Source organism: Spiroplasma platyhelix PALS-1, assembly GCF_021496725.1.
In the GTDB taxonomy this organism is placed as follows: Bacteria; Bacillota_I; Bacilli_A; order Mycoplasmatales; family VBWQ01; genus Spiroplasma_D; species Spiroplasma_D platyhelix.
In genome coordinates, this window is record NZ_CP051215.1 from 47,812 (window position 1) to 74,017 (window position 26,206).

Consider the following 26,206-nt stretch of genomic DNA (forward strand, 5'->3'; position numbering starts at 1 on the left):
TTTTTAGCACTAAATGATATAATTTTTTCATATTTTTAGGTAAATTAAAGGAGTCTTATCATGACTGTTGTTGAACCAACTGAATTTAGTCAAATTGTTGACATCATTGATGCGGGCAGTGTTGTTGCTTTACCAACAGATACAATTTATGGACTTGTTTGCAAGTATGATTATGAATCAGCTATTGTACAGATTTATGAAATGAAAAAGCGTCCTATAACAAAGGCACTACAAATTTTAGTAGCTAATTGAGAGCAAGCAAAAGAGATTGGGATTTTCGATGATCATTTAGTTAGATATTTAGAAGATCAATATGCAACAGGTCATGTTACAGTGATTGTGAAAAAGCAAGAGTTGTTAGATAAAATTAAGTACTGACAACAATGAGATAGTGTTGCAATTAGAGTTACTAAATATCCTTTAGTACAAAAAATTATTGCTGCTGTTGGACCACTAGCAGCTACTAGTTGTAATATCAGTGGTCAAAAGCCAATTAATGATTCTAGCAAAATTAATTTACCTTTTTTAGAATATGTTGTAAGTGGAAAAATTTCAAAGCCTGAAGAATCAACTATTTATGATAGCGTCACTAAAAAAATAATTCGTTCTTAAAAAAAGGAGTATCTAATGAATGTAATTAGTATCATTGTTCTAACAGTAATTTTAGTACTGACAATTTGTTTAGTAACTTTTTTACTATCATTATTTCAAAAGCATCGTAAAGCAGTTTTAAATAACTTTGCTAAAGATTTAAATCATAATTATCAAAACGCCCAACTTAAAAAAATTGAAATTAAAGAACTACCAGTTGCAATAGATGAAATAAAAGAAGATATTTATTTTTGTAACAAAGCAGTGATTGGAAATTATGATAGTCCTGCTAGAGTTATCAATGAAAAAAATTTTAATGTTTCAAGTTTACTAGAAGCTAATAAGTTAGAAACTTTCTATCATTATAAAATTATTAATTTGGGTACTTCAAAATTTGTTCCGTTAAATAAAATTGATTTATTAGTAACTAAAAGTAAGGTTTATCTCTATCATCCTTTAGAACCAGAAACAATTACTTTGAATAAAATTAAGAATGTTACAATTTTTTGAGAAAAGAATACTTTAATTCAAAGAAAAGAATTTTTTCCTGGAGTTGGGTTCAATTGTCAGAAACGTAGTTATTTCTTGCTATTTCAAACATATAATGAAATGCTTAAGTTTCTTACTTGTTTGAATTTAACTTACTTGCTTTAGTTATTTGATATAATAGAGTTGCATTAAGAAAAGTCAACAAAATTTTTAGGTTTAGAAAGAGGAATTCAAATGACTGAAAATCAAAGTTATAAGAAATGTCAAAGTTGTGCGATGTCAATTAAAAAAGATGAAAACAAAGGATTAGAAGCAAATAAGACTTTAAGTATGAAATACTGTCAGTTTTGCTACAAAGATGGCGAATTTATTGAACCTAATATTACATTAAAAGAAATGCAAGAGAAGTGTGCTGAATTCTTTAAAATTGAACATCCAGTTATGTCAACATTATTTGGAAAAAAATATATTACCTCAATTGCAAAATTAGAACGCTGAACTCAATAAAAATAGTTAGTATATCTAACTATTTTTTATTATTATGGTTGAATTATTAGAAACAAAGGCGTAGAATTTTTTATTAAGTATAATTTAGTAAGAAACTAATTATCGAAAGCAGAATATTTCACCAAAGGAGCGTATCATAAATGACAGAAGCTACTTCAAATCAATCAAATAATGGTAATGTTTTTGTTCTTAATCATCCATTAATTTTAGATAAGCTAACAAGAATTAGAAATAAGAAAACAGAAAAGAAAGATTTTCAAGAAAATCTAACTGAGATTGTTAGTTTAATGGCCTATGAGGTTTTTAAAGATGTTCCTTTAGCAGATGTTACTATTGAAACACCAATTGCTCAAATGCAAGGTAAAACACTAGCAAAGAAAATTGTCCTTTGTCCAATTTTACGAGCAGGGTTAGGTATGGTTCATGGTCTTGAACATTTGATACCTAATGCAATCATCAGTCATATTGGTATGTATCGTGATGAAGCAACTTTAGAACCACAAGAATACTTCTTTAAGTATCCTAATGTTAGCAATCATGAAGATACTTTAGTTTATATTTTAGATCCAATGTTGGCTACAGGAGGTAGTACTCTAGCAGCAATTAAGAAATTAAAAAGTATTGGTGTTAAGAATATTGTCTTCATTGGTATTGTTGGAGTTCAAGAAGGTATCAATAAAATCCATAAAGAGCATAAAGATGTTAAAATTTACTTAGCCTCATTGGATGAAAAATTAAATGAACATGGCTTTATTATTCCTGGATTGGGTGATGCAGGTGATCGAATTTTTGGCACAAAATAAATCTAACTTTAAAACTAACAATACTTATCGAGTTAGTGTTGTGATGTTAGTTTATTGATTATTAATTAATGTTGTTCTATTTAGTTTAATCAATGTTATTAGTAATCAATGAATGATAATCAATGGTTTTAATTTAGGATTTGTTGGCAGTTTTATTGGTTTTTTAATTTTAGCATCAACAAGCAAGTGATTTTTTAGCAAAACTACTTTTAAGCAAGTTCTAGCTTATTTTACATTTTTAATTCGCATTGCTTTCTATGGAGCGATAGTTACTCTAGCAATAGTTTTTAATTCTTTCAATTGATTTAGTATACTTGGTGGATTTTCGCTATTAGTGCTTGCTACTATAACTAGTGAATTTTTATTTTTTAGACAAGGAAAGAAGGAAAAAACAAAATGTTAATAGCAGCGGGAATGGATAATTGAAATTATTGAAAAATCATGCCGCAATTAGTGACAATTGTTATTACCACAGTTTTCATTGTTACTATTAGTTTCATTTACAGCCGTAAGGTTAAGAAAATGAAATCTGATGATGATCCAAGAGGGATTGTCTTGGTGGTTGAGTTAATTGTTAAATACATTGAAAAGATGGTTATTGAAGTTTTAGGTGTTAAATATAAAAATTTAACTGTCTACTTAATGTATTTAATTCTTTATATTTTGATTGGTAACTGGCTTTCAATTATTGGTCTTGAATCTCCAGCATCAACTTATACAGTAACTTTATCATTAGCTTTAGTAACTTTTATAGGAATTTACTATGTTGGGATTAAATTTCAAAAATTAGTATTTTTTAAAAAGTATATTAACCCAATTGAGTTGATTACTCAGTTTGCCCCATTAATTTCTTTATCTTTCCGTTTATTTGGAAACATTATGGGGGGAGCGATTATCCTTAGTTTACTTTACGGAGTTACAGGACAAATTTGAGCTAAGATTCCAATTATTGGTCAAGCAAACTTTTTAATTGGTGGCATTGCTCCATTTCTACATATGTATTTTGATTTGTTTGCTGGCTCGATTCAGGCACTAATCTTTGGGATGTTGACAATTGTTTACTGAAAATTACAAATGGTAACTGATCAAAAATCTGAAGTAGAAATTAAGCTTCCAAAGAAATATCGTAAGAAGCACAAACAATCACATTTAACTGAAATTTTAGAAAATGAACGTGAATTCTTAGATCGTTTTTTAAAAGAAAAAAAATAGTTTAAATATATTTTGTTATTTTCAATAAGAAAATTTAATAAAATATTAATAGAGAAAAACCAAAGGAGAAAATTATGAACATATTTGCTGATGCTAGTCATCTTGATATTATTACAGTATTTTTTAGTCACATTTGAAATCTTTTAGAAACAACAGGTGATGTTGGGCAAGGATTAAAATTTGTTGGAGCAGGTCTTGCTATTATCACTTGTTTTGGAACAGGGATTGGACAAGGGTATGCAGCTGGGAAAGCTGTTGAAGCGGTTGCAAGAAACCCAGAAGTAGAATCGAAAATTAGAAATATGTTTATTATTGGAGCAGCGATTGCTGAATCTGGTGCTATCTATGGTTTAGTTATTTCTTTAATTTTAATTTTCGTTGCTTAGCTAAAAAGATTAAGGTTGTGTTTTTATGAATTTATTTGCAATTTTAGCAGAGGCGATTGATGGTGATGAGATCATCAATCAATTATTTCCTAATATTCCAGTTTTAATTGCTCACATCATTTCGACAATTGTGTTGCTGTTAGTTCTTTGACGTTGAGTTTATAATCCATTTCGTAAGATGTTGAATGCTAGACATTTAGAAATTAGAAGTAAATTAGATGATGCAGCAAGTAAGCAATCGTTAGCTAATCAAGATCGTAGTGAAGCAATCGCAAGATTAAATTCTGCTAAGACATCAGCAGATGATATCCTTAGTGCTGCTAAGAATAAAGCGTATGATGAAAGAAAAGAAATCATTGATAAGGCTAACGAAGAAGCAATGCGTATTACTAATCAGTCAAAGCATGATATTGTAAGACAACGTAGAGAAGCAGAAAAGCAGATTAAGCAAGAGATTGAATCGATATCTTTACAGGTAGCAAAAAAGATTTTAAAGGAAGAAATTAGTGCTAAAAAGCATCAAAAGCTAATTGATGATTTTATTGACGAATTTTAAAGGTTTAAGAAATTATGATTAATGAAACAATAGTCACTAATTGAAGTCATGCTTTTTTCCAATTAATTGTTGAAGAAAAAGAAGTAAAAGAATATAGTGATGAATCAGTCATTTTGATTGATTTATTTACTAAATATCAAGACTTTCTCCATATTATTGATAGTGCAGTGCTACCATTTTCAGAAAAAGCTACTATCATTAGAACAACATTTAAGCAATTTGCTAAATATATGGTGAACTTTCTTTTACTTTTAGCGCAAGAAAATTGTTTTTGTTACGTATTACTAATTTTAAAAGAATTTCGTAAAGAGTGTAACGCTTATTACGGTGTTCAATATGGTGTTGTTTACTCAGTTGTGCCATTAAGTAGCACACAAATGAAGAAGTTAGAAGCAAAAGTAAAACTAGTTACTAAGCAAACTGTTGAGTTAGTTAACAAAATTGACGAAAATTTAATCGCTGGGGTTAAAATTAAAGTCAAAAATCAAGTTTTTGATGGGTCAGTTAAAGCACAAGTTGACCAATTAAGAAATGACTTATTAAGAAATAATCAAGAAGGAAGGTAGTTCAAGTGTCCCTAAACATTGATCAAATTGCAGAGATAATCAAAGCCCAAATTAAAAACTATGGTGAGAAAATCGTTTCTAACGAAGAAGGGATGGTTCTTACTGTCGGAGATGGGATTGCTTTAGTTAATGGCTTGGATAAGGCGATGAATGGTGAGTTAGTGTTCTTTCCTAGTTCAAACACTTATGGTATGGTTCTGAACTTAGAAGAAAATACTGTTGGTGTTGTTTTGATGGGAAGTGATGCCAGTGTAAAAGAAAATGATATGGTTGAAAGAACAGGGAATGTTGTTGAAACTGTTGTTGGGGACAAACTTTTAGGGCGTGTTGTGAATGCTTTAGGACAACCAATTGATGGTAAAGGACCAATTCAAGGTGCTAAAAGTCGTCCAGTTGAAAGAATTGCTTTAGGGGTTATGACAAGAAAGTCTGTTTCTCAACCATTAAGTACAGGTCTGATTGCTGTTGATGCGATGATTCCAATTGGTAAGGGTCAAAGAGAATTGATTATTGGTGACCGTCAAACTGGAAAGACAACAATTGCAATTGATACAATTTTGAATCAAAAAGGCAAAAATGTTTATTGTGTTTATGTCGCAATTGGTCAAAAATCTTCAACTGTTGCTCAAATTGTTGAAAAGTTCACACAATTAGGAGCAATGGAGTACACAACAATTGTTAGCGCCACAGCTAGTGAGTTAGCACCTTTACAATATCTTTCTCCTTATACTGGAGTAACAATTGCTGAAGAATGAATGGAACAAGGTAAGGATGTTCTGATTGTTTATGATGACTTAAGTAAACATGCCGTTGCTTATCGTTCTATTTCTTTACTTTTAAGAAGACCACCAGGTAGAGAAGCTTATCCGGGTGATGTTTTCTATTTGCACTCAAGATTGTTAGAAAGAGCTGCAAAATTAAATGATAAGTATGGTGGAGGAAGTATCACTGCCCTACCAATTATTGAAACACAAGCTGGTGACATTTCTGCTTATATCCCAACTAATGTCATCTCAATTACTGATGGTCAAATCTTCTTGATGACACAATTATTTAACTCGGGAGTACGTCCAGCTGTTGATGTTGGATTGTCAGTTTCTCGTGTTGGATCTGCAGCACAAATCAAAGCAATGAAACAAGTTGCTGGCAGTTTGAAATTAGAACTAGCACAATTCCGTGAATTAGAAGCTTTTTCACAATTTGGTTCAGATCTAGATGAGAACACTAGAAATGTGATTGAGCATGGAAAAAGAGCAATTGAGTTGTTAAAGCAAAAGCAAAATAATCCTTTAAGTCAAATTAATCAAGTGATTATTTTGTTAGCAATTAAAAACAAAGTGATTAAGTGACTACCAGTTGAGATGATGGCTGACTTTAAAAAAGAAGTAATTTCTTATTTTGCTAAGAATCAACGTACTGACTATCAAAAGTTACAAGAAAAGTTAGAGTTTGATGACCAGTTGATGAAAAACATTAGTGAAGGAATTGCTCATGTTGTTTACGATCTAACAACTAAAATTTCTAAATATGACTTTAGCAAATATGGTACTGCTCAAGAATGAAAGATTTTAGCAGATTCAGTTAAAAAATAAATTAAGGAGGTAAGATTGATGGCTCAAAGTATGGAACAAATTCGTCAAAGAATCAAAGTGATTGAAGTTAACTATAAGATAACTAAAGCAACCCAATTAGTTGCAACAGCGAAGTTGAAACGAATTGGTAAGCGAATTGAAGCTATTAAACCTTATTATTCAGAAGTTTACGATACTTTTCATCAATTATTGCCAAAACTAGAGAATTCTCTGTATATTAAAGATAAGCCAATTGAACCTAAAAAAACTTTATGAGTTGTTTTTAACTCTAGTTTAGGTTTATGTGGAGGATTCAATAGTAATCTTAATAAAATGGTGCTACCACAACTAAAGGCTGATGATGAGATTATTGCGATTGGTAGCAAAGCAGTGACATTTTTTAAAAATCATCATAAAACTGTGATTAAAGAGTATCTCAATTTTAATATTAACTCAACGTATAATGACTCACAGGATATTGCGTTGACTTTAATGTCACAATTTAATGATCAAAGTGTTGATAGTATTAAAATTGCTTATACTAAATATATTAATACTGTAACAATGACACCAACAATTATTGATTTACTACCAATTGTTAGTGAGAGCAAAGAAACAAAAGGTAGTTTAGTGCTAACAGATTTTGAACCAAGTCCTGGAACTGTGATTGAAACAGCAATCCCCCTTTATATCGGAGCAATTATTTATGGAGCACTAATTGAATCGCAAGTCTCTGAGCAAGCTTCAAGAAGAGTAGCAATGGAGAATGCTTCTAACAATGCTCGGGATATGAAAGATGATTTACTAATTCACTACAACAGAGCACGACAAGGTGCAATTACTCAAGAAATATCAGAAATTATTGGTGGTGCTGATGCTCAAAAAACATCAAGCTAACTAAGTAAGGAGAAAAAAATGGCAGAAGCAAAAAAAGCAACAACTAAAAAATCAGCCCCAGCAAAAGTAGAAAAAGCTAGCGTAAAAAGTACTAGCACTAAAAATACTACTGATGCTCAAGCTGAAGAACAAAAGGTTGGAAAAATTGTCCAAATTTCTGGACCAGTAATCGACATCAGATTTAATGACAACCATTTACCTAATTTATATAACGCAATTAGTATCACTAATCATGATAAGCAATTAATTGTTGAAGCTTCACAACATATTGGTGATGATGTTGTTCGTTGTATTTCAATGGGACCAACAGAAGGACTAACAAGAGGTTTAGATGCAGTTGACTTAGGTCATCCAATTTCTGTGCCAGTAGGTGAAGAAACTTTAGGAAGAATGTTTAATGTTTTGGGTGAACCAATTGATGAAAAAGGTCCAATCAAGACAAAAGAAACTCATCCAATTCATCATTCAGCGCCAAATTTTGAAGACTTACAAACTAAGTCAGAGATTTTAGAAACTGGGATTAAGGTTATTGATTTATTAGTGCCATATGCTAAAGGTGGAAAAATTGGTTTATTTGGTGGTGCTGGTGTTGGCAAGACAGTGCTAGTACAAGAGTTAATTAACAATATCGCCATTGAACATGGTGGGATTTCTGTTTTCACTGGTGTTGGTGAAAGAACTCGTGAAGGAAATGATTTATACTATGAAATGATTGAAGCTGGTGTGTTGGACAAGACAGCATTGGTTTTTGGGCAAATGTCTGAACCACCAGGTGCTAGAATGCGTGTTGCGCTAACAGGTCTAACAATTGCTGAATACTTCCGTGATGAAAAGCAACAAGATGTGCTGCTGTTTATTGATAATATTTTTAGATTTACTCAAGCTGGTAGTGAAGTATCTGCTTTATTAGGAAGAATGCCTTCAGCTGTTGGCTACCAACCTACTTTATCTACTGAAATGGGGGCCTTACAAGAAAGAATTGTTTCAACAAATAAAGGTTCAATTACATCTGTTCAGGCTGTTTACGTTCCTGCGGATGACTTAACTGACCCTGCTCCAGCAACAACTTTTGCTCACTTAGATGCCAAAACAGTGCTAGATCGTAGTATTGCAGCTTTAGGTATTTATCCTGCTGTAGACCCTTTAGCATCAGCATCAAGAATGTTAGATCCAGACATTGTTGGTCAAGAGCACTATGAAACAGGTCAAAAAGTACAACAAGTCTTACAACGTTTCTCAGAATTAGAACCAATTATTGCCATCTTAGGGATGGATGAGTTGAATGAAGAAGATAAACTAGTTGTGGGTAGAGCAAGAAGAATTCGTAACTTTTTTTCTCAACCTTTCCATGTTGCTGAAAAATTTTCAGGACATAAAGGAGTTTATGTTCCAGTAGCAGAAACTATTGCTAGTTTTAAAGAAATTTTAGATGGTAAGTGTGACGATTTGCCTGAACAAGCATTTTTATATGTTGGTTCAATTGAAGAAGTCAGAACAAAAGCAAAAAACTTATAAAAATAGTGAGGTATCATGGCTTTAAAGTTAAAAATTATTACTCCAGATGGCATATTTTTTGATGGTACTGTTGATAGTGTTAACATCAAGACAACAGAAGGTTACATCACTATTTTAGAGTGACACACACCATTGATTGCTAACATTGCAATTTCTAATATGATGTATCGCATTAACAATCAACCGCATAACTTAAGTATTGCGGGTGGACTTTTAATTACGACCTTACATGATGTTAGAATCATCACTGATAAGATTGACAATACATCAGGTGTGAAAAATCAAGCAAGTATTAGTGAAAAAAAAGATAGTACTAGTCAGGAGTAGCGATGGATAGCAGTTTGTTAAGATGGGGAATTGAGTTGACAGTTTACTTATTAAGTTTTATTGTTAGTGCAATTGCAGTTAAGGCAATTCCTTTTAATAAATTTCTTGATCACAGTAAGGTTAAGGAAGCTTGAATTTTATATTTACTAACAGTTCTAGCTCTAACTTTTTGTATTGGTAGCCTAATTACTAAGTTTATTGGCATTGATATTTGACTACCAGTAAAAAATTAGCAATTAAATTTGCTAATTTTTTTATTTTAGCATTTAATAGCGATATAATTATCTGGGGGAAGATTTAAATTATTAAATTATTAACTTAATTACTATTATTAGTTATGAAGTATTGCAAACTTCTAGGGCATTACAAGAATATTAATTAAATTAATAAAAATAACGGAATTAATTAATTAAAGTTTCTTACTTTATGACTAATACATAGTAATTTAGAAATTTATCGCAATATGTGAATAAAATTTTAAATTATTTTTTTTATTTAAATAAACATATTATTTTTCCAATAATTAAATATAATAAGAGAGAAATTTAGTTTTTATAAGAAAACTAAATATTGTATATCTTAAGAAAGGGGAAAGTTGTAATGACTAAACTTTTTACCAGAAAAAGTAAAAATACTTCTGATGGTAGTGATAAGTTTAATTTTAAAATGCACTTCAATAAAATTGGTGGGCATTTATTTGGTAGGTTGCAAAACTTATCTCGAGCTATTGTCTTACCAATCGCGGTATTACCAATTGCTGGGTTACTATTAGGAATAGGTGGTGGTTTATCTGCTGCTTTTCAAAATTTAAATGATACTCAAGGAGCACATATTCCAATTGGTTTGATTAATATATTTGTTATTATGAAAGCTGCTGGGAATGTTGTTTTCGCTAATTTAGGAGTAGTTTTTGCGATATCAATTGCTTTTGGATTTGCTAAAGCAAGTAAAGGAGTGGCTGCTCTATCTGGGTTTATTACTTTTGCTGTTATGACAGCAGTTATTTCAGGATTATTTTTCCCAGTAACAAGAGACGGTGGTTTATATGCTGGATTTGATCCATGAAATTTAACCAATGGTAAGTCATTTGCTGATAATGATAATAAATATTCAGGTTTTTTTGCCAATATTTTAGGAATAAGCAATACTTTTGACACATCTGTTTTAGGTGGAATTTTGGTAGGTTGATTAGTTTCAGTTATCCATAATCACTCTTATAACATTCGTATGCCAAGAATTTTTGCTTTTTTTGCGGGCGAAAGATTTGTTCCAATTCTAGCTGTTTTCTTAGGGTTAGGGATGGGAATTGGATTCTTCTTCCTATGACCAGCCTTACTAAAAGGATTCCAAGCAATTGGACAAGGTATGGGAGCGGCAATGAATCTTAAAACTGAAGCTGGACTAGGAGAAATAAACGGTGCAGACTTTAAGCCAACTGTTGGTGGCGCTTTTATTGCTATGTTCTTTGGGATGACTGAAAGACTACTAGTTCCAACAGGATTGCATCATGTGCAATACACACCATTCTGATACACTGCAGTTGGCGGAACTTGAATGAATGCTAGTGGTGATGTTTTTAGTGGTGCATATTCAATATTCTTTGCACAATTTGGTTCTAGTGCTACTGGAGTTCATTTAATGCAAACACCAGGAACAATGTTCATGAGTGGACGATTTGCTTTTATGCAATATGGTTATCCATTTGCTGCGTTAGCAATGTGAATGTTAGCTAAACCAGAAAACAAGAAAACTGTTGCTGGTATCTTAGGTTCTGCTGCTCTGACATCATTCTTAACAGGAATTACAGAACCAATCCTATTCTCATTCTTATTTGTGGCACCATTAGCCTTCTTATTAGATGCAATTTTAGCAGGAATTAGTTTCATGATGGCATATTGTTTAAATGTTGTTGTTGGACAAGGATTTGCTGCTGGATTTATTGACTTTTCTTTCTTTGGCATCATGCCTCAAGCATTAGGTAAGGCTACTGGATTCTATTGAGTTTTTGTTACTGGATTAGTCATGGCACCATGTTACTTCTTTGGTTTCTATGGTCTGATTAAATGAAGAAATTATAAAACTTTAGGAAGAGAAGAAGGAGCACTAGCAAGTGAATTAGCTTTACAAGGTGTAGAAGCTTCTTTAGATAAAAGTACTAAAAAATCAGGTAACAAAGCGCTAAACTTATTAAATGGTTTAGGAGGACAAAGTAATATCGTTGATATCGAAGTTAAGGATCAAATCTTACTTGCAACTTTGATTGATGTTAAATTAATTTCAAAACCTTTAATTCGATTAAGTGGTACAAAATCAATTAAGGAAAAAGATCAAAAAATTGAGATTATCTATAGTGATGGTGCACAAGCAATGCAGAAGCAGTTGCAAGATGAAATGAAAAACATCCCTAAAACTAATAAAGAAGTTAATTCTAATACTCAAGATGAACGTTTAGAAACAATCTTTAAAGGTTTAGGTGGCAGAGAAAATATTACTGTGCTGGATAACTGTGCAACCAGATTAAGAGTTACTGTTGTTGACATCAATAAAGTTGATGAAGCAATCTTAAAAACAACAGGTGCAATTGCAGTTGTTAAGAAAGGTAACTCAGTTCAAGTTATCTATGGATTAGAAGTAGGAAACATTAAAAATAATTTAGTCAACATTTGAAAAGTTTAATTAAAAAAGGTCTTTACAAAGACCTTTTTTAATTTTTAAAATTTGATAATCATAGTTATTTTTAATAGTATAATAAAAATGTAGTAATTAAAAAAAAGGGGTGTCTTATGAAAAATTTATTAAGTGCATTAGCAATAGCATCATTATCAACAACTATTGCTGCACCATTAATTAATCAAAGTATTAGTAGTAACAATAACTTACAGTTAAATCAAGCATATCAAACAAAAGAACTTTATTGATATGAAGGACAAACAGAATTAGAAATTGAAGTAAGTTGAGCTATAGATACTACTGAAGTTTTTAGTTATATTATGGATTTAGGTCAGGATAGCATATCAAATTATAGAACATTTAGTGCATTGGATTTAAATTATCAATCATACACTAAAACTAGTTGAGGCAGTGATAATTATTTTGGTGATACTTTTAAAAGCATACAAAATAGAAGTATTAGCAGTGGTTTCGTCAATAGAAGAGTTGAAACAACTGCAGATATTATTAATAATAGTAAAATAGAGATGCTTAATGTTCATGCTGTACACGGTATGGCTAAAATGGAATCAGTTCAAAAAATTGGTTTTTCTTATTATTCTGATCAAAATGGTAATCATATGCAACTTTTTGGTTATCAATATGCTGAAAGTTGAATTTCAATGTCGGGTGGCTATATGTCAATTAATATTGGTCAAGGTATTAGATTAGAGTCTTAAACTTTTATAATACTTTGTTTAAAAGTTTCTTATCTTGCAAAAAAACGTGATTCACTTTATAATTAATTATAGAGTTTATCTTATTTTTTGATGTTTTTAAAAAAAATAAGAAACTATAAATTTTAAAAATTGATGGTGATTTAATCAATGTGAGATCGTAAAATTCTACGAAAAATTAGAAAACAAGTTAAAGCAATTCTTGCTTTAGAAAAAACTATGCAAGAGTTAACAGATGAACAACTTGCAGCAAAAACTGAAGAATTTCGTCAGAGACTAACTAATGGTGAAACATTAGATGATATTTTAGTTGAAGCTTTTGCTGTGGCAAGAGAAGCTTCAAGAAGAGTAATAGGATTACATCCTTATCCTGTGCAATTAATTGGTGGGATTGTGTTACATAACGGTGATGTTGCAGAAATGAGAACTGGTGAAGGTAAGACCTTAACTGCTGTTATGCCAATTTATTTAAATGCTTTAAGTGGTAAGGGTGTTCATATTATTACTGTTAATGAATATCTTGCTCAAAGAGATGCTGAATTGAATAAACCAATTTTTGATTTTTTAGGCATAAGCATTGGTGTTAACTTAAGAGATTACACACCACAATTTAAACGTGAAGCATATGCTAAAGATGTAACTTATACTACTAATGCTGAATTAGGATTTGATTACTTACGTGACAACATGGTGCGTAGTTTTAAAGATAAAGTTCAAAGAGGATTAAATTTTTCTATTGTTGATGAAGCTGACTCAGTTATGATTGATGAAGCAAGAACACCATTGATTATTTCTGGTGGTTCAAAAAATCGTACTCCGTTATATCAAGCAAGTGATGCTTTTTCTAAATCTTTAGTTCCTGAAGACTATAAGATCGATTGAGAAAGTAAACAAATTGCTCTAACAGTAACAGGAGTAAGAAAAGCGCAAGCTTATTTTAATTTAAAAAATTTATTTGATATTGAAAATTCTGAACTATTTCATCATATTCAAAATGCTTTAAGAGCAAATTATGTTTTTAAACTTGATGTTGAGTATGTTGTGAAGGATGGCGAAATTGTTTTAGTTGACCAGTTTACTGGAAGACTAATGGCAGGAAGAGTTTATAGTGACGGATTGCATCAAGCAATTCAAGCGAAAGAAAAAGTAAATATCCAACAAGAAACAACTACAGTTGCCACAATTACTTATCAAAATTTCTTTCGTCTTTATAATAAATTAAGTGGGATGACAGGTACTGCTAAGACTGAAGAAGAAGAATTTGTGAAGATTTATAATATGCGTGTTATTTGTATTCCAACAAATAAGTCAATCATTCGTGAAGATATGCCTGACTATGTCTTTGCAACTTTAAATGCAAAATTTAAAGCTTTAATTAATGAAGTTAAAGAAAGAAATGATAAAGGTCAACCGATTTTAATTGGAACTGCGAATGTTGATGTTTCAGAACGAATTTCTAATATGTTGCGTTTAGAAGGAATCAGACATGAGATTTTAAATGCTAAGAATCATGCTCGTGAAGCTGAGATTATCTCTAAGGCAGGAGAATTTCATGCTGTTACTTTAGCAACTAATATGGCTGGTCGAGGAACTGATATTAAATTAGCACCAGGAGTTAATGAGATTGGTGGTCTTGCAGTTCTAGGTACTGAAAGAAATGAAGCAAGAAGAATTGACAACCAGTTAAGAGGTAGAGCAGGAAGACAAGGAGACCCAGGGTTTTCACGTTTTTATGTTTCAATTGAAGATGACTTGATCATGCGTTTTGGTGGCGAAAAGTTGAAAAAGATTTTTGCTAGTTTGGGTGATGATTTTATTAAGTCAAAAATGCTAACTCGTTCAATTACTAGAGCTCAACAAAAAATTGAAGGATTGAACTTTGATGCGAGAAAGAATTTATTAGATTATGATAATGTTATTGCTCAGCATCGTGAAGCAATGTATGCGCAAAGAGATAAAATTCTAACATCTGAAAGTGTGTTAGATATTTTGAAAACTATGCATCGTACTGTTGCAAGAGATTTATTAAAAATCTTCAGCAAAGTTCAAGGTAGAGAACAGTATATTGACTATCAAGCTTTAGTTACAGGAACACAAAATAAACTTTTAAAACAAGGTACTTTAGAACCTGAAGTATTGAAAAAAATGCTTCCTGAAGAAGTGATCGACTTGATTAGTGAAAAAGCTTTTGAATTTTATTTAGAAAAGCGTGCTAGATTAAATGAAGTAATCATCAACCAAATTGAGTATGCAACTTTATTGCAAGTTTTTGATCGTTTTTGAACTGAACATATTGATGGACTAAGTAAATTAAGAGCAGGAATTCACTTACGTGGTTACGCTCAATTAAATCCTTTGCAAGCTTATATTGAAGAAGCTTCAAAATTATTTAGCTTAATGACAATTAACATTGCTCATCAAGTATTGATCATGTTGCATAGTATTGATCCAGATCAAATACAAGTCCGTAGTGAAGAAAAAATTCTTGATACAGTTCTAGCAAGTAACCCTGAAACAAAAACTAAAATAGGATAAATAAAAAGGCTTAATAATTAAGCCTTTTTTAAATTTTTGAGTTTTTGTGATACAATTATTAGTGCTAAAAATGCTAGTAGGAGGTGAGAAAATGAAATACGATTATGATGTTCTTGTCATTGGTGCAGGACATGCTGGTGTTGAAGCAGCCCTTGCAACAGCAAGAGCAGGCCATAAAACAGCAATCATGACTTTAGATAAGAACAAGATTGCTTTGATGCCTTGCAACCCATCAATTGGTGGTTCAGCAAAAGGAATTGTTGTTCGTGAGATTGATGCTTTAGGTGGCGAAATGGCTAAAGCAGCTGATGCTACTGCCTTACAAATGAAATTATTAAATAATTCTCGTGGTCCAGCAGTCTGAGCAATGCGAGCACAATCAGATAAAATTGCTTATTCAGAATATATGAAAAATGTGCTTGAAAAGCAAGAAAATCTAACAATCATTGAAACTTTGGTTCAAGAACTATTAGTTAGCGATGAGCAAGAAGTGTTTGGTGTTCGTTGTGAAGACAAGCAAACTTTTTTAAGTAGAGTTGTCATCCTAACAACAGGAACTTACATGCGTTCGCTAACATTACAAGGTTTCACTAAAAAAAGTGAAGGTCCAGACCAACAACGAACAAGTAATGGCATTTCTTTACAACTTGCTAACTTAGGGTTTCAATTAGTACGTTTAAAAACAGGTACACCACCAAGATTGCTTGCTAGTAGTATTGATTTTTCTCAAACGCAGTTAGAATTAGGAACTAACTTACCTTTAGCATTTTCTCATCAAACTAAAAAATTCTTATCGTTTGAAGAACAATGACCTTGCTATTTACTCTACACAAATGAAAAAACTCATGAAATTATCAACAATAATTTAGATAAGTCACCAATGTATAATGGCACAATTGATTCTAAAGGTCCAAGATACTGTCCAAGTATTGAAGATAAAGTAGTTCGTTTTGCCGATAAACCAAGACATCAAATTTTTTTAGAACCAGAATCAAAAGAATTAGATACAATTTATGTTCAAGGTCTTTCAACTTCATTAGGGATTGAAGAGCAAGATCAAATTTTAAGAACACTACCAGGGTTAGTTAATTGTCAAGTTGTCAAATGAGCTTATGCGATTGAATACGATGCCATTGAGCCAACTCAATTATGACCAACTTTAGAAACAAAATTAATTAAGAATTTTTTTACTGCAGGTCAAATCAATGGTACTAGTGGTTACGAAGAAGCTGCTTGTCAAGGTTTAATGGCAGGGATTAATGCTCATTTAAAACTAACTAAGCAAAAGCCTTTAATTTTAAAGCGTGATGAAGCTTACATCGGTGTGCTAATTGATGATCTAACAACAAAAGGAAATAGTAGCGAACCTTATCGTTTACTAACTTCACTAGCAGAACATCGTTTGTTACTTCGCAATGATAATGCCCAAACAAGATTAATTAAGTATGGTTATCAAGCAGGATTAGTTTCTCAAATCCAATGAGATGAATTCAATCATAAGCAAGAGTTAATGAAAGTGATTGAAGATAAATTGAAGATGATTAAAGTTAAACCAAATACTGAGTTTGCTGACCTTTTAATTAAGAATCATCAAATGACAATCCCTGAAAATAGTATTAGTTGTTATGAATTATTGAAGCGACCAGAAATTAAATTAGCTTGCTTTAAACCACTAATTATTGAGATTAGTCAGTTAGATGATCATCAAATTTTAGAATTAGAAATTTCAATTAAATTTATTGGTTACATCAATCAACAAATTAAAGTTGCTCAACAAATGCTAAGTTTAGAAAGTAAACAAATTCCTAGTGATATCAACTATGATTTAGTAGACAATATTACACTAGCAGCAAAAGAAAAATTAAAGAAAATCAGACCATTAACTATTGCACATGCAACAAGAATTTCAGGAATCAGTCCAGCAGATATTCAAATGTTGTTGTTTTTCTTAAAAAATAAATATCCTTATTTAAATGCTAATTAATTTATTGATTGGCATTTTTTATTAGTTTTAATAAAATAGAGTTAACTTTAATAAATGCTATTTAATACTTTTATCAAATTTTAGCCTAATTTTTTGTATAATTAAATGAGATAAGAGATAGATAGGTGTTTTTATGTTTAAGCGTTTTTTGCTTTTAGTTGTAACAATTCCAACATTACTGGGTTTTACAAGCAAAATAGTTGCATGTCAATGGGATTTAGTCCCAGAAGTTTTATTAGTAACTAGTTATGAAAATGCTCAGCAACAATCTTCTGAAGATAAGATAATTTATCAAAAATTGCGTTCAATTTATGGTGATAATTTAGTTACGGCAATCTTTAGTGCAATTGATGACAACACTTATGCCAACATTTTAAGTAATTTAATTACAAGATTTAATTTAAAAAAGATTTTTATTTTAGATCCGAAATTTGTTGACTACTTGCCAAAGACTAGTTCTGATGTAACACCAAATACTAATTTAATTAGAGTCTTACAGCAATTTACTAATGTTGATTTTTATTTTTTTAATAATCAAATTGCTGATAGCATTAAAGTTACCAATAATATCTATGAATTTCGTTTTGATACACCAAATAAAGAACATCCAACTCCAGAACTAACATATGGTGCAGCAGCAGCAAAGCATTTTTATGATCAATTAACATTACCTGATGGTAGTGGCAACATTGACACTACTAGATATAATTTTGATGTTGACACTAGTGATAGTAAGTGAATTGTTCGTGTGGGAGTACTTAATAATATTGGTAGTGTCTATCAACAAAAAGTTGTTGATGATTTTATTGCAAGTTTAGCAAATAATATTCCTTTAAATACAAAATATGAATATTATGCGGTTGATCTTAAGATAACTAATTCTTATAATCATGCTAATGTCCAAATTATTGAACAAGCTGCTAGTACACTCTATCAATATAATCATGTTAACTTTGTTTTCAATAGTAATTATTGATACAATAACGAAATTGTTCATGCAGCAAGTAGTGCTAATCAAACAAAAACAACTAAATTCATTGCTAATAGTGTTGTGAATAAAGATGATTATAAGTATAAGGGTGGAAATTATCTGATGTTTGCTTATAATTTAGATTTAGCAATTCTTGATTACACAGTTGATAACTCATTTCCAGAAACTTTACAAGTGATTGATGATGCACCAGAAAAATTTCATGCTTATGGACTTAATAGTAATTTAAATTTTGTTGACGGTAATTAAGGAGAAAATCATGGAACATCCAGTTATTAAACTAAAAAATTTAACTAAATATTATGATGAGTATCAGAGATTAATTTTTTATAATACCAATTTAGAAATTAGCAACGAAATTCATGCGATTGTTGGGCCAAATGGAATTGGTAAGACCTCATTAATTAGAATGCTAGCAGGATTTGAAAGTCCTTCTAAAGGAGAAATTTTGATTAGTGATAGTGGTGGAGTTTACAGTCGCATCAATAATCCTAGTGAGATGCTTGATTTTAAAATGGCTTATGCAGGACAAGATGACAACTTCCTTGAAACACTAACTGTCAAACAAAATATTATTCTAGGTCTTGAATCTAGAAGAGCTTATTTCTTTTCTAATCCAAAAGAATCGGAATTTCGAATTAAAGAACTAATGGAACAATTTAAAATTAAATTAAATTTAGATAAGTTTGTTAAGGACTTAGCAATTGAGGAATTAAAAAAACTATCGTTATTACGTGCTTTGTTTAAAGAACCAAAAATTTTGTTGTTAGATGAACCAACAGTTGGTTTATCATATAGTCAAAAGGCAGAATTTTGATTGATTTTTAAGACATTAAGAGAAAAAGATATTACGGTTGTCTTTACAACAAGAGATCAAGATTTTGCTCAAGCTGTTGCTCATCGTGTTTCATGAATTAAAAAAACTAAAATTACTGGTACTAAAACAATGAAACTAAAAGAAAACATCAAATTATTTACTAATGATGAATGAAGTAAGATAAAGTATCAAAAGCCTGAAATTAAGAATCAAGTTCCTTTATTATATGTTAATAATTTTTCTTTAGATGATGCTAAGTTACCAAGTTTTTTTAATTTAGAATTTGCTATTCGACCAGGTGAAATTTATGGTATTTATGATTATGAAAATTTATATAGTGAAGTTCTGACTGATAGTTTAGTTGGGTTGGTTAAGTCTGCTACTAAAAGAATTTGATTTGAAGAAGATGAGATCACTTTTTATAGTGCCAAGAGATTCTCAAAATTAAATATCAATTGAGTACCAGGTCAATATGGTAAAAAAGCTGTCTTGCAAGATGACACCTTATTAAATAACTTTACGTTTTGAAATTACAATAAAAGAAAATATGTTACTCAATCAGGCATTGTAAAACGATTTGAAGTAAAAAATAAAGTTGCGATTTTATCTAAGGCTTATAATATTAGTAACAGTAGAGATGGCTTAGTTACTGCTAACAAACTTTCAAAAGGTGAGTTACAAAAATTTGTACTAGCAAGAAGTATTGAAGAAGAACCAAAATTTTTGATTCTTTCAAATCCTTTTTCTGATCTAGATTACAATTCAGCTAAGGTGGTAATTAAACGTTTGACTTCCTTAACTAAAAAAGGTAAAGGTATTTTAATTATTGATACTGATCCTTTTCTTTTACAATTATTATGTAACAGAGTAGCAGTTTTATATCATAAAGAATTTGTTGCTAAAATGGTTAGTAAGCAAGTAAAGGCAAGTAATATGATTAATCCTGCACTATGACCTAGTTTTGCGTTGACTAATGAGACATTTATTAAATCAGAAAAAATGTCAAAATTACCACAAACAAAATGATTTGTTAAGAAACAAGCAATTAAGAAATTCTTTAAAAAAGTATTTAAACCATTTATTGTGGCTAAGAAATGAATTAAAGATCAAATTGATGAAATAAATTCAAGGTTGGGGTAGAAATGACAGTTAATTTTAAAAAAGTCAGTTTTTGAATGATTACTTTAGCTCTAACAGTACTAATGTTGTTGATTATTAGTTTGATTCTTCTAGCATCGCAAACTAATCCACTAACATTTTTAGATGTTGTTTTTCTTGAACCATTTAAAAACATAAGTTACTTTAGTGGTTTTCTAAATCTTTTTTCAGTGCTATTGTTAGTTGGTTTGGCAGTTGGAATTACTTTTAAGTATAAAATTTACAACTTTGGTGTGTCAGGACAAATGTTGATTAGTGCGATTGTGACTTATGTTATCGCAGTAGCAATAACTAATGGTGGAGGCACTAATCGTGCTATTGTACTTTTTTTACTATTCATAGCAATTATTGTTGGAACATTTACTGGGTTTGTCATTGCTTTTTTAAAGAATTATTTTAAAATTAACGAAATAATCAGCACAATCTTATTTAATTTTATTGCTTTTGAAGGATATAAAGGTTTAATCACTAGTCCTAACTATCAAAATCAAGCGATGCCAGAAATTTTAAGTTTACGCTTTTCATTAACAAGTGGTCCTTTTAGTGCCAGCAATCTTTTCTCTGCTGGGATTATCATTGCTGTAATTATTTTAGTGATTACAATTTTATTATTTAATAATCGTACGCTTGGATTTAAATTAAATGCTGTAGCAAAAAATCCGTTAGCTTCTAAGCAAGCAAGAATTGATCCTAATCATCAAATGTTGAAAGTGCTACCAATTTCTGGTGCGATTGCTGGTGTTGCAGGCTATCTTTATTTTCTATCAACAAATAATAGTTTGCCAAAACTTGATAGCATCCCGCAAGAAGGATTTTATGCAATTGCGATTGCTGCGTTAGCATTTTATGAACCAGGAGTGATGGTGCTAAGTAATTTTATTTTTACTTTATTTATTCGACCAATTAATTTTAGTAGTTTTGCTTATTTAAAAAATCCAGCAATAGTTGTTGTGATGTTAGGTGTTGCAGTTTATTTAATGGGTCTATTTCCCTTTGTTTGATATCTTTGAGATCAATCGCCATTTATTCAAGAAAAATGATTTAAAATTAAAAGAAAGTTATTTAAAATTGCGACACCAATTGAAGAAGAAATTCCTGGTCTGGAGCGAAGTAGAAAAAATCAACAAGTTGAAACACTTAATATTAATTTAGCAGGAAAAAAAGATCATTCTAGAAGATGACATTTAAAGAGAAATAAAACAAAAGAAAAGAAAAAGAGGTAAGCAAGATGAGTTTAGATATTGGTAGCATTCTAGTTAGCACCTTATTAATTTCTTGTCCTTTAATTCTGCTATCAACAGGTGGAATTTTAAACACTCGTGCTGGGATTGCAAATTTTGGGTTTGATGGCATTATGTGTGCTGGAGCATCTTTATATTGCTTGATAGTTTCATTGTTGAAACCTTCGTTAGGAAGTAGTGTCGTGCTGTTAGCCTTTTTCTTAACAATTTTAATGGGTCTAATTTTTAGTTTGATTTATAGTTTTGCAACTATGACTTTTAAAGCTAATCAAATGTTGACTTCAATGGCAATTAACTTTCTTGGTTACGGATTAGCAATTGTTTTCCCAATTGCTTTTATTGGTTCTTTAAATTTCTCAATATCTTCAATTTATATTAAATTGTATGCTGTTTTGGCAATTGTTGTGACATTAATTTTAGTTTATTTGTTTGCAATTATTTTATTGCTAACAAGATTTGGATTGTACATCAGAGCTCTTGGAGAAAATCCAACTGTTGCATCTTTTAGTTACATTAAAGTTACTAGATCAAGATATTTAATTTCTTCTTTTAGTTCAAGTTTAGCTTGTTTGTCAGGAGCTTTACTAGTTTACATCAACCCTAATCTTTTCATTGCCAATAATAATTTTTCTGGGCTTGGATTTTTAGTGATCATCATGTGGATGATTGGTCGTAGTAAGTTTGTCTTTACAACGTTTGTTTGCATTATCTTTGCTTTCTTACTGCAATTAAGTATTAGTTTGCAAGTAATTAGTCAAGTGCAAGCAGCCCTACCAGGATGATTCTTAGGGATGATTCCTTATCTTGCAGCGCTACTATTTATGATGATTTTCCGTTACGATACTTCGCTACCTTTAAGTTGAAATGTCCCCTATATCAAAACAGGTCAGATTAAATAAAATTTAACTTTAAAGATTTATATTATATAATTTTATATAAATTAACTATCTAAGTTTTTTTAAGGAGTACTAATGAATTCTGATTGAAGTTTGAACTTGAAAAACTTTCAACTTACAAATGATATTAAAACTAAACTAGAAAAATACTATGAATTAATAATTGAATACAATCAAAAATTTAATCTAACAACAATAACAGAAAAAGAAGAAGTTTACTATAAGCATTTTTATGATACTTTATTAATTAGTAACGAAGTTGCTTTAAATGATCAAACTATTTGTGATGTTGGGTCTGGCCTTGGTGTTCCAGGGATAGTTTTAAAAATTTGTTTTCCAAATTTACAACTTACAATGATTGAATCTAATAGTAAAAAATGTCAGTTCTTAGAAGTAGTTGTGCAGCAATTAAAATTAGAAAATGTTTATATTGTTAATCAAAGAGTAGAAGAATTTGCTCATAAGTATCGTGAAACTTTTGATTTAGTTGTCGCAAGGGCAGTGGCACCACTAAATATTCTAAATGAACTTTGTTTACCATTAGTTAAAGTATCGGGATTTTTTATTGCTTATAAAGGTTTGAATATTGAATCAGAGTTACAAAGTATTAAATCAGGTTTAAAAATTATTGGTGCAGAATTAATCAAACAAGCAACTTATCAACTACCAAAAAATTATGGAACAAGAAATTTATTAATTTTTAAGAAACAGAAACTAACACCATTAAAATATCCACGAATATATCAGCAAATCAAGAATAAACCTTTATAATTATAATTTGTTACAATTTTTATATAGTAAAAGTAGAAATAATCAGGTGAAGTATGGGTAAAATTATTGCCATTGCAAATCAAAAAGGCGGAGTTGGAAAAACAACAACTGCTACTAATTTAGCAGCAGGTTTGGGGTTAGAAAACAAAAAAGTCTTATTAGTAGATTTAGATGCTCAAGGTAGCGCAACAATCTCAATGGGTTTTAGTTTTAATAGTATCAAAAAAGATATTTATGATGTTATTGTTGCAGATACAACAATTGAAGAAGTTACTAAAGCTAATGTTTGTAAAGGTGTAGATTTAGTACCTGCAAGTATCTCTTTAGTAGGAGCAGAGTTATTTCTTTTAGAGCATTCAAAAACTAAAAAAAATGTTTTATTAGAAAAACTTGCAAGTGTGAAGGATAGTTATGATTATATTATTATTGATTGTCCTCCAAGTTTAGGTTTACTTAATCGTAATGCACTAGCAGCTTCTGATTCGGTTATCATTCCCTTACAAGCTGAGTTTTATGCCCTTGGTGGTTTAGTACAACTGCTTGCGACTATTCGTTTAGTGCAACAATTATTTAATCCATCTTTAGAAATTGAAGGCATATTACTAACGATGGTAAATATCCATACTAACTCTTCAGTAGAAGTAATTAAAGAAATTAAAAAGAACTTCAAAGAGAAGGTCTACAAAAATTATATTCCAAGAAATATTACCTTAAGTGAAGCTCCTTCGCATGGCAAAAGTATTTTCAATTATCGTCCCAATTGTCGAGGGGCAATAGCTTATCGTAATTTAGTTAGTGAGGTCTTGAATAATGGCTAGTGAAAAAAAGAATCGTATTGGTGTTAAGGGTTTAGAAACAATTTTTGGTGATGGGATTAATGATTTGATTACTAATATTGAGAATTCTCCTGAAGTGCAACAAAGTTTGGCACAAGAAGTTCCAATTAATAAAATTATTGCCAATCCCCATCAACCAAGAAAACACTTCAACACTCAAGAATTAGAAGAATTAAGTCAGTCAATTAAATTACATGGATTGATTCAACCAATTATTGTTAGCAAAATTAGCAATAGCAATTTCTATCAATTAATTGCCGGAGAAAGAAGAAAAAAAGCAGCTGAGATGATTGGTTTAAAAACAATTAAAGCAGTAACAATTGATGCAACAGATCAACAAATGATGGAGTTTGCCTTAATTGAAAATATTCAAAGAGTAGATTTAAATGCTTTTGAAGAAGCTCAAGCTTATAAAACTTTAATTGACAAGATGAAATGAACTCATGAAGAGTTAGCAAAAAAAATAAATAAATCTCGTCCTCATATTACTAATACTCTAAGAATTTTAGATCTACCAGCTGAAGTTCTTAAGATGGTGAAGGATAATAAATTAACTATGGGTCATGTTAGACCTTTATTGCAACTAACTCCAAACAGCAACTTAATTGTTGCTCTTGCTCATCGTGCTTTTAAAGAAAAATGAAGCGTTCGTAAAGTTGAAGACATGGTTAGAGTTCAACAATTATTAGGAACAAAAAAAAGTCCAAATATCAAAGATAGTGATATTTATTTGATTGAGTTGGAAAATAGTTTAAGCAAAAAATTAAGTGCAAAAGTAAAAATCAAAAATCAAAAATTAATTATCAGTTATCTCAACGATAAAGATTTAAATCGTTTGTTAGAATTATTAAAATTAATTGATTAGCATTGTTTCAACAATGCTAATTTTTTTATTTGCTTTAGCTTGATTATATTTTTGATTTCAAATTTCTTGAATAGTGTCACCCATAATTTTAATTAAATCAACTACCAATGCATTACCCATACAAAAATATCTGAATCTTTCAGGCATATCAGTATTAGTTCAATTATCTGGAAAGCCATTAATTCTTTCAGTTTCTATTGGTGTTAAGAATCTTAGTTTTTTTGTTTTTGGATCTTCAATTATATGAGAAGAACGATTAATAGTTCCTTCACTTGTTAGCATTGTTCTTGCTGGAGAATCAATTCTATCTGGAAATGACATTTTTCCTTCTGAATAATAATATATATCACCATTTGGTTTGGTTCTTTGAATTCTTTTTCTATCTTTTAATAGGCTTAGTTTTAATTCTTGTGTTTTGGTTAGAAAATATTTTTCTTCAACTTCTGTATTTAAAATAATATTTTCTAAATTTTTAGGTTGGTTACTATAAGGTGTAGCGTTAGTAGTGAAAATTTTTGAGTCAATCATACAACCACTATTTTCAAAATCAAATTTAAAATTATCAGATACATCTGCTAAATCAATAAATTTTTCTTTGATATCGATTTCTTTTATATTATCTAAAGTTATTTCTTTTATTATTTTAAAACTTTTAGCAAAAAAACCATTTTTTTGAATTAAATCTAATGCATTATCAAAATTAGCATTTTTAATATTAAAAAAATTAATATCTTTTTTATATGCAAATATAAAAATTCTTCTTCTTTTTTGTTGCAAACCATATTCTGCTGCATTAATTACTCTTCACTCAACATAATATCCGTTATTATATAAATCTCTTAATATTATTCCAAAATCACGACCTTTGTGAGTTTTAGTTGATTTTAATAAACGATTAACATTTTCTAATAAAATCATTTTTGGTTTTTTTTCTTTAATAATTCAACTAATTTCTCATCAAAGAACTCCTTTTTCCCCTTGAATTCCGGCTGCTTGAGTTCGAGCTACTGAATAATCTTGACAAGGGAATCCTCCAACCAATAAATCAATATTATTAGGCATTTCAAATTTAGCAACAGCAATATCTTGGTTACTATGATTTTTACTATTACCAAAATTATGGTTATAGCAATTAAAAGCATGTTGTTTTTGTTTTTTAGGCTCTCATTGGTTAGCTCATACAGTATGAAAAATTTTTTTTGAAGAGTTTTCTAATCCTAATCTAAAACCTCCTACACCAGCAAATAGTTCAACTACTTTAATTTTTTTCATAAAGTAAAAAGCTCCCTTCTTTTATAATCTTGTC

26 protein-coding genes are annotated in these 26,206 nt (G+C 30.3%); 25 read left to right on the forward strand and 1 reads right to left on the reverse strand.

Going from position 1 to position 26,206, the window contains the following annotated elements; translation table 4 throughout:
- Positions 1–60: 60 nt before the first annotated feature.
- The 25 genes from SPLAT_RS00195 (at position 61) to SPLAT_RS00315 (ending at position 24,900) form a co-directional block, all read left to right on the forward strand.
- Entirely contained in the window at positions 61–612 is a 552-nt protein-coding gene (locus SPLAT_RS00195) for an L-threonylcarbamoyladenylate synthase (protein ID WP_168105072.1), read from the forward strand.
- A gap of 15 nt (positions 613–627) precedes the next feature.
- Positions 628–1,245, forward strand: coding sequence for a hypothetical protein (locus SPLAT_RS00200; RefSeq protein WP_168105073.1), 618 nt, complete (start codon positions 628–630; stop codon positions 1,243–1,245).
- 69 nt (positions 1,246–1,314) lie between these two features.
- Positions 1,315–1,587 (forward strand): zinc ribbon domain-containing protein, encoded by a 273-nt coding sequence (locus tag SPLAT_RS00205; RefSeq protein WP_168105074.1) that lies wholly within the window; start codon positions 1,315–1,317, stop codon positions 1,585–1,587.
- Positions 1,588–1,727: 140 nt separating this feature from the next.
- Positions 1,728–2,390 carry a uracil phosphoribosyltransferase gene (gene upp, locus SPLAT_RS00210; protein WP_168105075.1) on the forward strand — a complete coding sequence of 221 codons (663 nt, stop codon included), beginning with the start codon at positions 1,728–1,730 and terminating at the stop codon, positions 2,388–2,390.
- The gene (locus SPLAT_RS00215; RefSeq protein WP_168105076.1) at positions 2,377–2,793 is read left to right on the forward strand and encodes an ATP synthase subunit I; all 417 of its coding nucleotides are present in this window, start codon (positions 2,377–2,379) and stop codon (positions 2,791–2,793) included. The genes upp and SPLAT_RS00215 overlap by 14 nt, the downstream gene beginning before the upstream one ends.
- Positions 2,787–3,602, forward strand: coding sequence for a F0F1 ATP synthase subunit A (locus SPLAT_RS00220; protein ID WP_168105077.1), 816 nt, complete (start codon positions 2,787–2,789; stop codon positions 3,600–3,602). Before SPLAT_RS00215 ends, SPLAT_RS00220 begins: the two co-directional genes overlap by 7 nt.
- A 74-nt stretch (positions 3,603–3,676) precedes the next feature.
- Positions 3,677–3,988, forward strand: coding sequence for an ATP synthase F0 subunit C (atpE, locus tag SPLAT_RS00225; RefSeq protein WP_168105078.1), 312 nt, complete (start codon positions 3,677–3,679; stop codon positions 3,986–3,988).
- Positions 3,989–4,013: 25 nt separating this feature from the next.
- On the forward strand, positions 4,014–4,544 hold the full coding sequence (atpF, locus tag SPLAT_RS00230) for a F0F1 ATP synthase subunit B (protein ID WP_168105079.1): 531 nt from the start codon (positions 4,014–4,016) through the stop codon (positions 4,542–4,544).
- 14 nt (positions 4,545–4,558) lie between these two features.
- Positions 4,559–5,110, forward strand: coding sequence for a F0F1 ATP synthase subunit delta (locus SPLAT_RS00235; protein ID WP_168105080.1), 552 nt, complete (start codon positions 4,559–4,561; stop codon positions 5,108–5,110).
- Positions 5,111–5,115: 5 nt separating this feature from the next.
- On the forward strand, positions 5,116–6,702 hold the full coding sequence (gene atpA, locus SPLAT_RS00240) for a F0F1 ATP synthase subunit alpha (protein ID WP_168105081.1): 1,587 nt from the start codon (positions 5,116–5,118) through the stop codon (positions 6,700–6,702).
- 18 nt (positions 6,703–6,720) lie between these two features.
- Positions 6,721–7,578: an ATP synthase F1 subunit gamma gene (gene atpG, locus SPLAT_RS00245; protein WP_235083226.1), complete on the forward strand. Its 858-nt coding sequence runs from the start codon at positions 6,721–6,723 to the stop codon at positions 7,576–7,578.
- Positions 7,579–7,596: 18 nt separating this feature from the next.
- Positions 7,597–9,093 carry a F0F1 ATP synthase subunit beta gene (atpD, locus tag SPLAT_RS00250; protein ID WP_168105082.1) on the forward strand — a complete coding sequence of 499 codons (1,497 nt, stop codon included), beginning with the start codon at positions 7,597–7,599 and terminating at the stop codon, positions 9,091–9,093.
- A 15-nt stretch (positions 9,094–9,108) separates the two neighbouring features.
- Entirely contained in the window at positions 9,109–9,420 is a 312-nt protein-coding gene (locus SPLAT_RS00255) for a FoF1 ATP synthase subunit delta/epsilon (protein WP_168105083.1), read from the forward strand.
- A gap of 2 nt (positions 9,421–9,422) precedes the next feature.
- Positions 9,423–9,653 carry a hypothetical protein gene (locus SPLAT_RS00260; RefSeq protein ID WP_168105084.1) on the forward strand — a complete coding sequence of 77 codons (231 nt, stop codon included), beginning with the start codon at positions 9,423–9,425 and terminating at the stop codon, positions 9,651–9,653.
- A gap of 367 nt (positions 9,654–10,020) precedes the next feature.
- Entirely contained in the window at positions 10,021–12,096 is a 2,076-nt protein-coding gene (locus SPLAT_RS00265; RefSeq protein ID WP_168105085.1) for a PTS transporter subunit EIIC, read from the forward strand.
- A gap of 107 nt (positions 12,097–12,203) precedes the next feature.
- Positions 12,204–12,809, forward strand: coding sequence for a hypothetical protein (locus SPLAT_RS00270; protein ID WP_168105086.1), 606 nt, complete (start codon positions 12,204–12,206; stop codon positions 12,807–12,809).
- A 147-nt stretch (positions 12,810–12,956) separates the two neighbouring features.
- The gene (gene secA, locus SPLAT_RS00275; protein WP_168105087.1) at positions 12,957–15,341 is read left to right on the forward strand and encodes a preprotein translocase subunit SecA; all 2,385 of its coding nucleotides are present in this window, start codon (positions 12,957–12,959) and stop codon (positions 15,339–15,341) included.
- A gap of 91 nt (positions 15,342–15,432) precedes the next feature.
- Positions 15,433–17,325, forward strand: coding sequence for a tRNA uridine-5-carboxymethylaminomethyl(34) synthesis enzyme MnmG (mnmG, locus tag SPLAT_RS00280; protein WP_168105088.1), 1,893 nt, complete (start codon positions 15,433–15,435; stop codon positions 17,323–17,325).
- A 133-nt stretch (positions 17,326–17,458) separates the two neighbouring features.
- A complete protein-coding gene (locus SPLAT_RS00285; protein WP_168105089.1) occupies positions 17,459–18,565 on the forward strand; it encodes a hypothetical protein in 1,107 nt (368 codons plus the stop codon).
- A 10-nt stretch (positions 18,566–18,575) separates the two neighbouring features.
- Entirely contained in the window at positions 18,576–20,273 is a 1,698-nt protein-coding gene (locus SPLAT_RS00290) for an ATP-binding cassette domain-containing protein (RefSeq protein WP_168105090.1), read from the forward strand.
- Positions 20,274–20,275: 2 nt separating this feature from the next.
- Positions 20,276–21,514: an ABC transporter permease gene (locus SPLAT_RS00295; protein ID WP_168105091.1), complete on the forward strand. Its 1,239-nt coding sequence runs from the start codon at positions 20,276–20,278 to the stop codon at positions 21,512–21,514.
- A 5-nt stretch (positions 21,515–21,519) separates the two neighbouring features.
- Positions 21,520–22,431: an ABC transporter permease gene (locus SPLAT_RS00300; RefSeq protein WP_168105092.1), complete on the forward strand. Its 912-nt coding sequence runs from the start codon at positions 21,520–21,522 to the stop codon at positions 22,429–22,431.
- Positions 22,432–22,503: 72 nt separating this feature from the next.
- The gene (gene rsmG / locus SPLAT_RS00305; protein WP_168105093.1) at positions 22,504–23,199 is read left to right on the forward strand and encodes a 16S rRNA (guanine(527)-N(7))-methyltransferase RsmG; all 696 of its coding nucleotides are present in this window, start codon (positions 22,504–22,506) and stop codon (positions 23,197–23,199) included.
- Between the two features lie 53 nt (positions 23,200–23,252).
- Entirely contained in the window at positions 23,253–24,017 is a 765-nt protein-coding gene (locus SPLAT_RS00310) for a ParA family protein (protein ID WP_168105094.1), read from the forward strand.
- Positions 24,010–24,900, forward strand: a complete 891-nt coding sequence (locus SPLAT_RS00315; protein ID WP_168105095.1) for a ParB/RepB/Spo0J family partition protein — start codon at positions 24,010–24,012, stop codon at positions 24,898–24,900. Before SPLAT_RS00310 ends, SPLAT_RS00315 begins: the two co-directional genes overlap by 8 nt.
- Here the strand turns inward: SPLAT_RS00315 and dcm are convergent.
- On the reverse strand, positions 24,889–26,172 hold the full coding sequence (gene dcm / locus SPLAT_RS00320; protein WP_168105096.1) for a DNA (cytosine-5-)-methyltransferase: 1,284 nt from the start codon (positions 26,170–26,172) through the stop codon (positions 24,889–24,891). The two genes, SPLAT_RS00315 and dcm, sit on opposite strands and share 12 nt — an antisense overlap.
- Between the last annotated feature and the right edge of the window lie 34 nt (positions 26,173–26,206).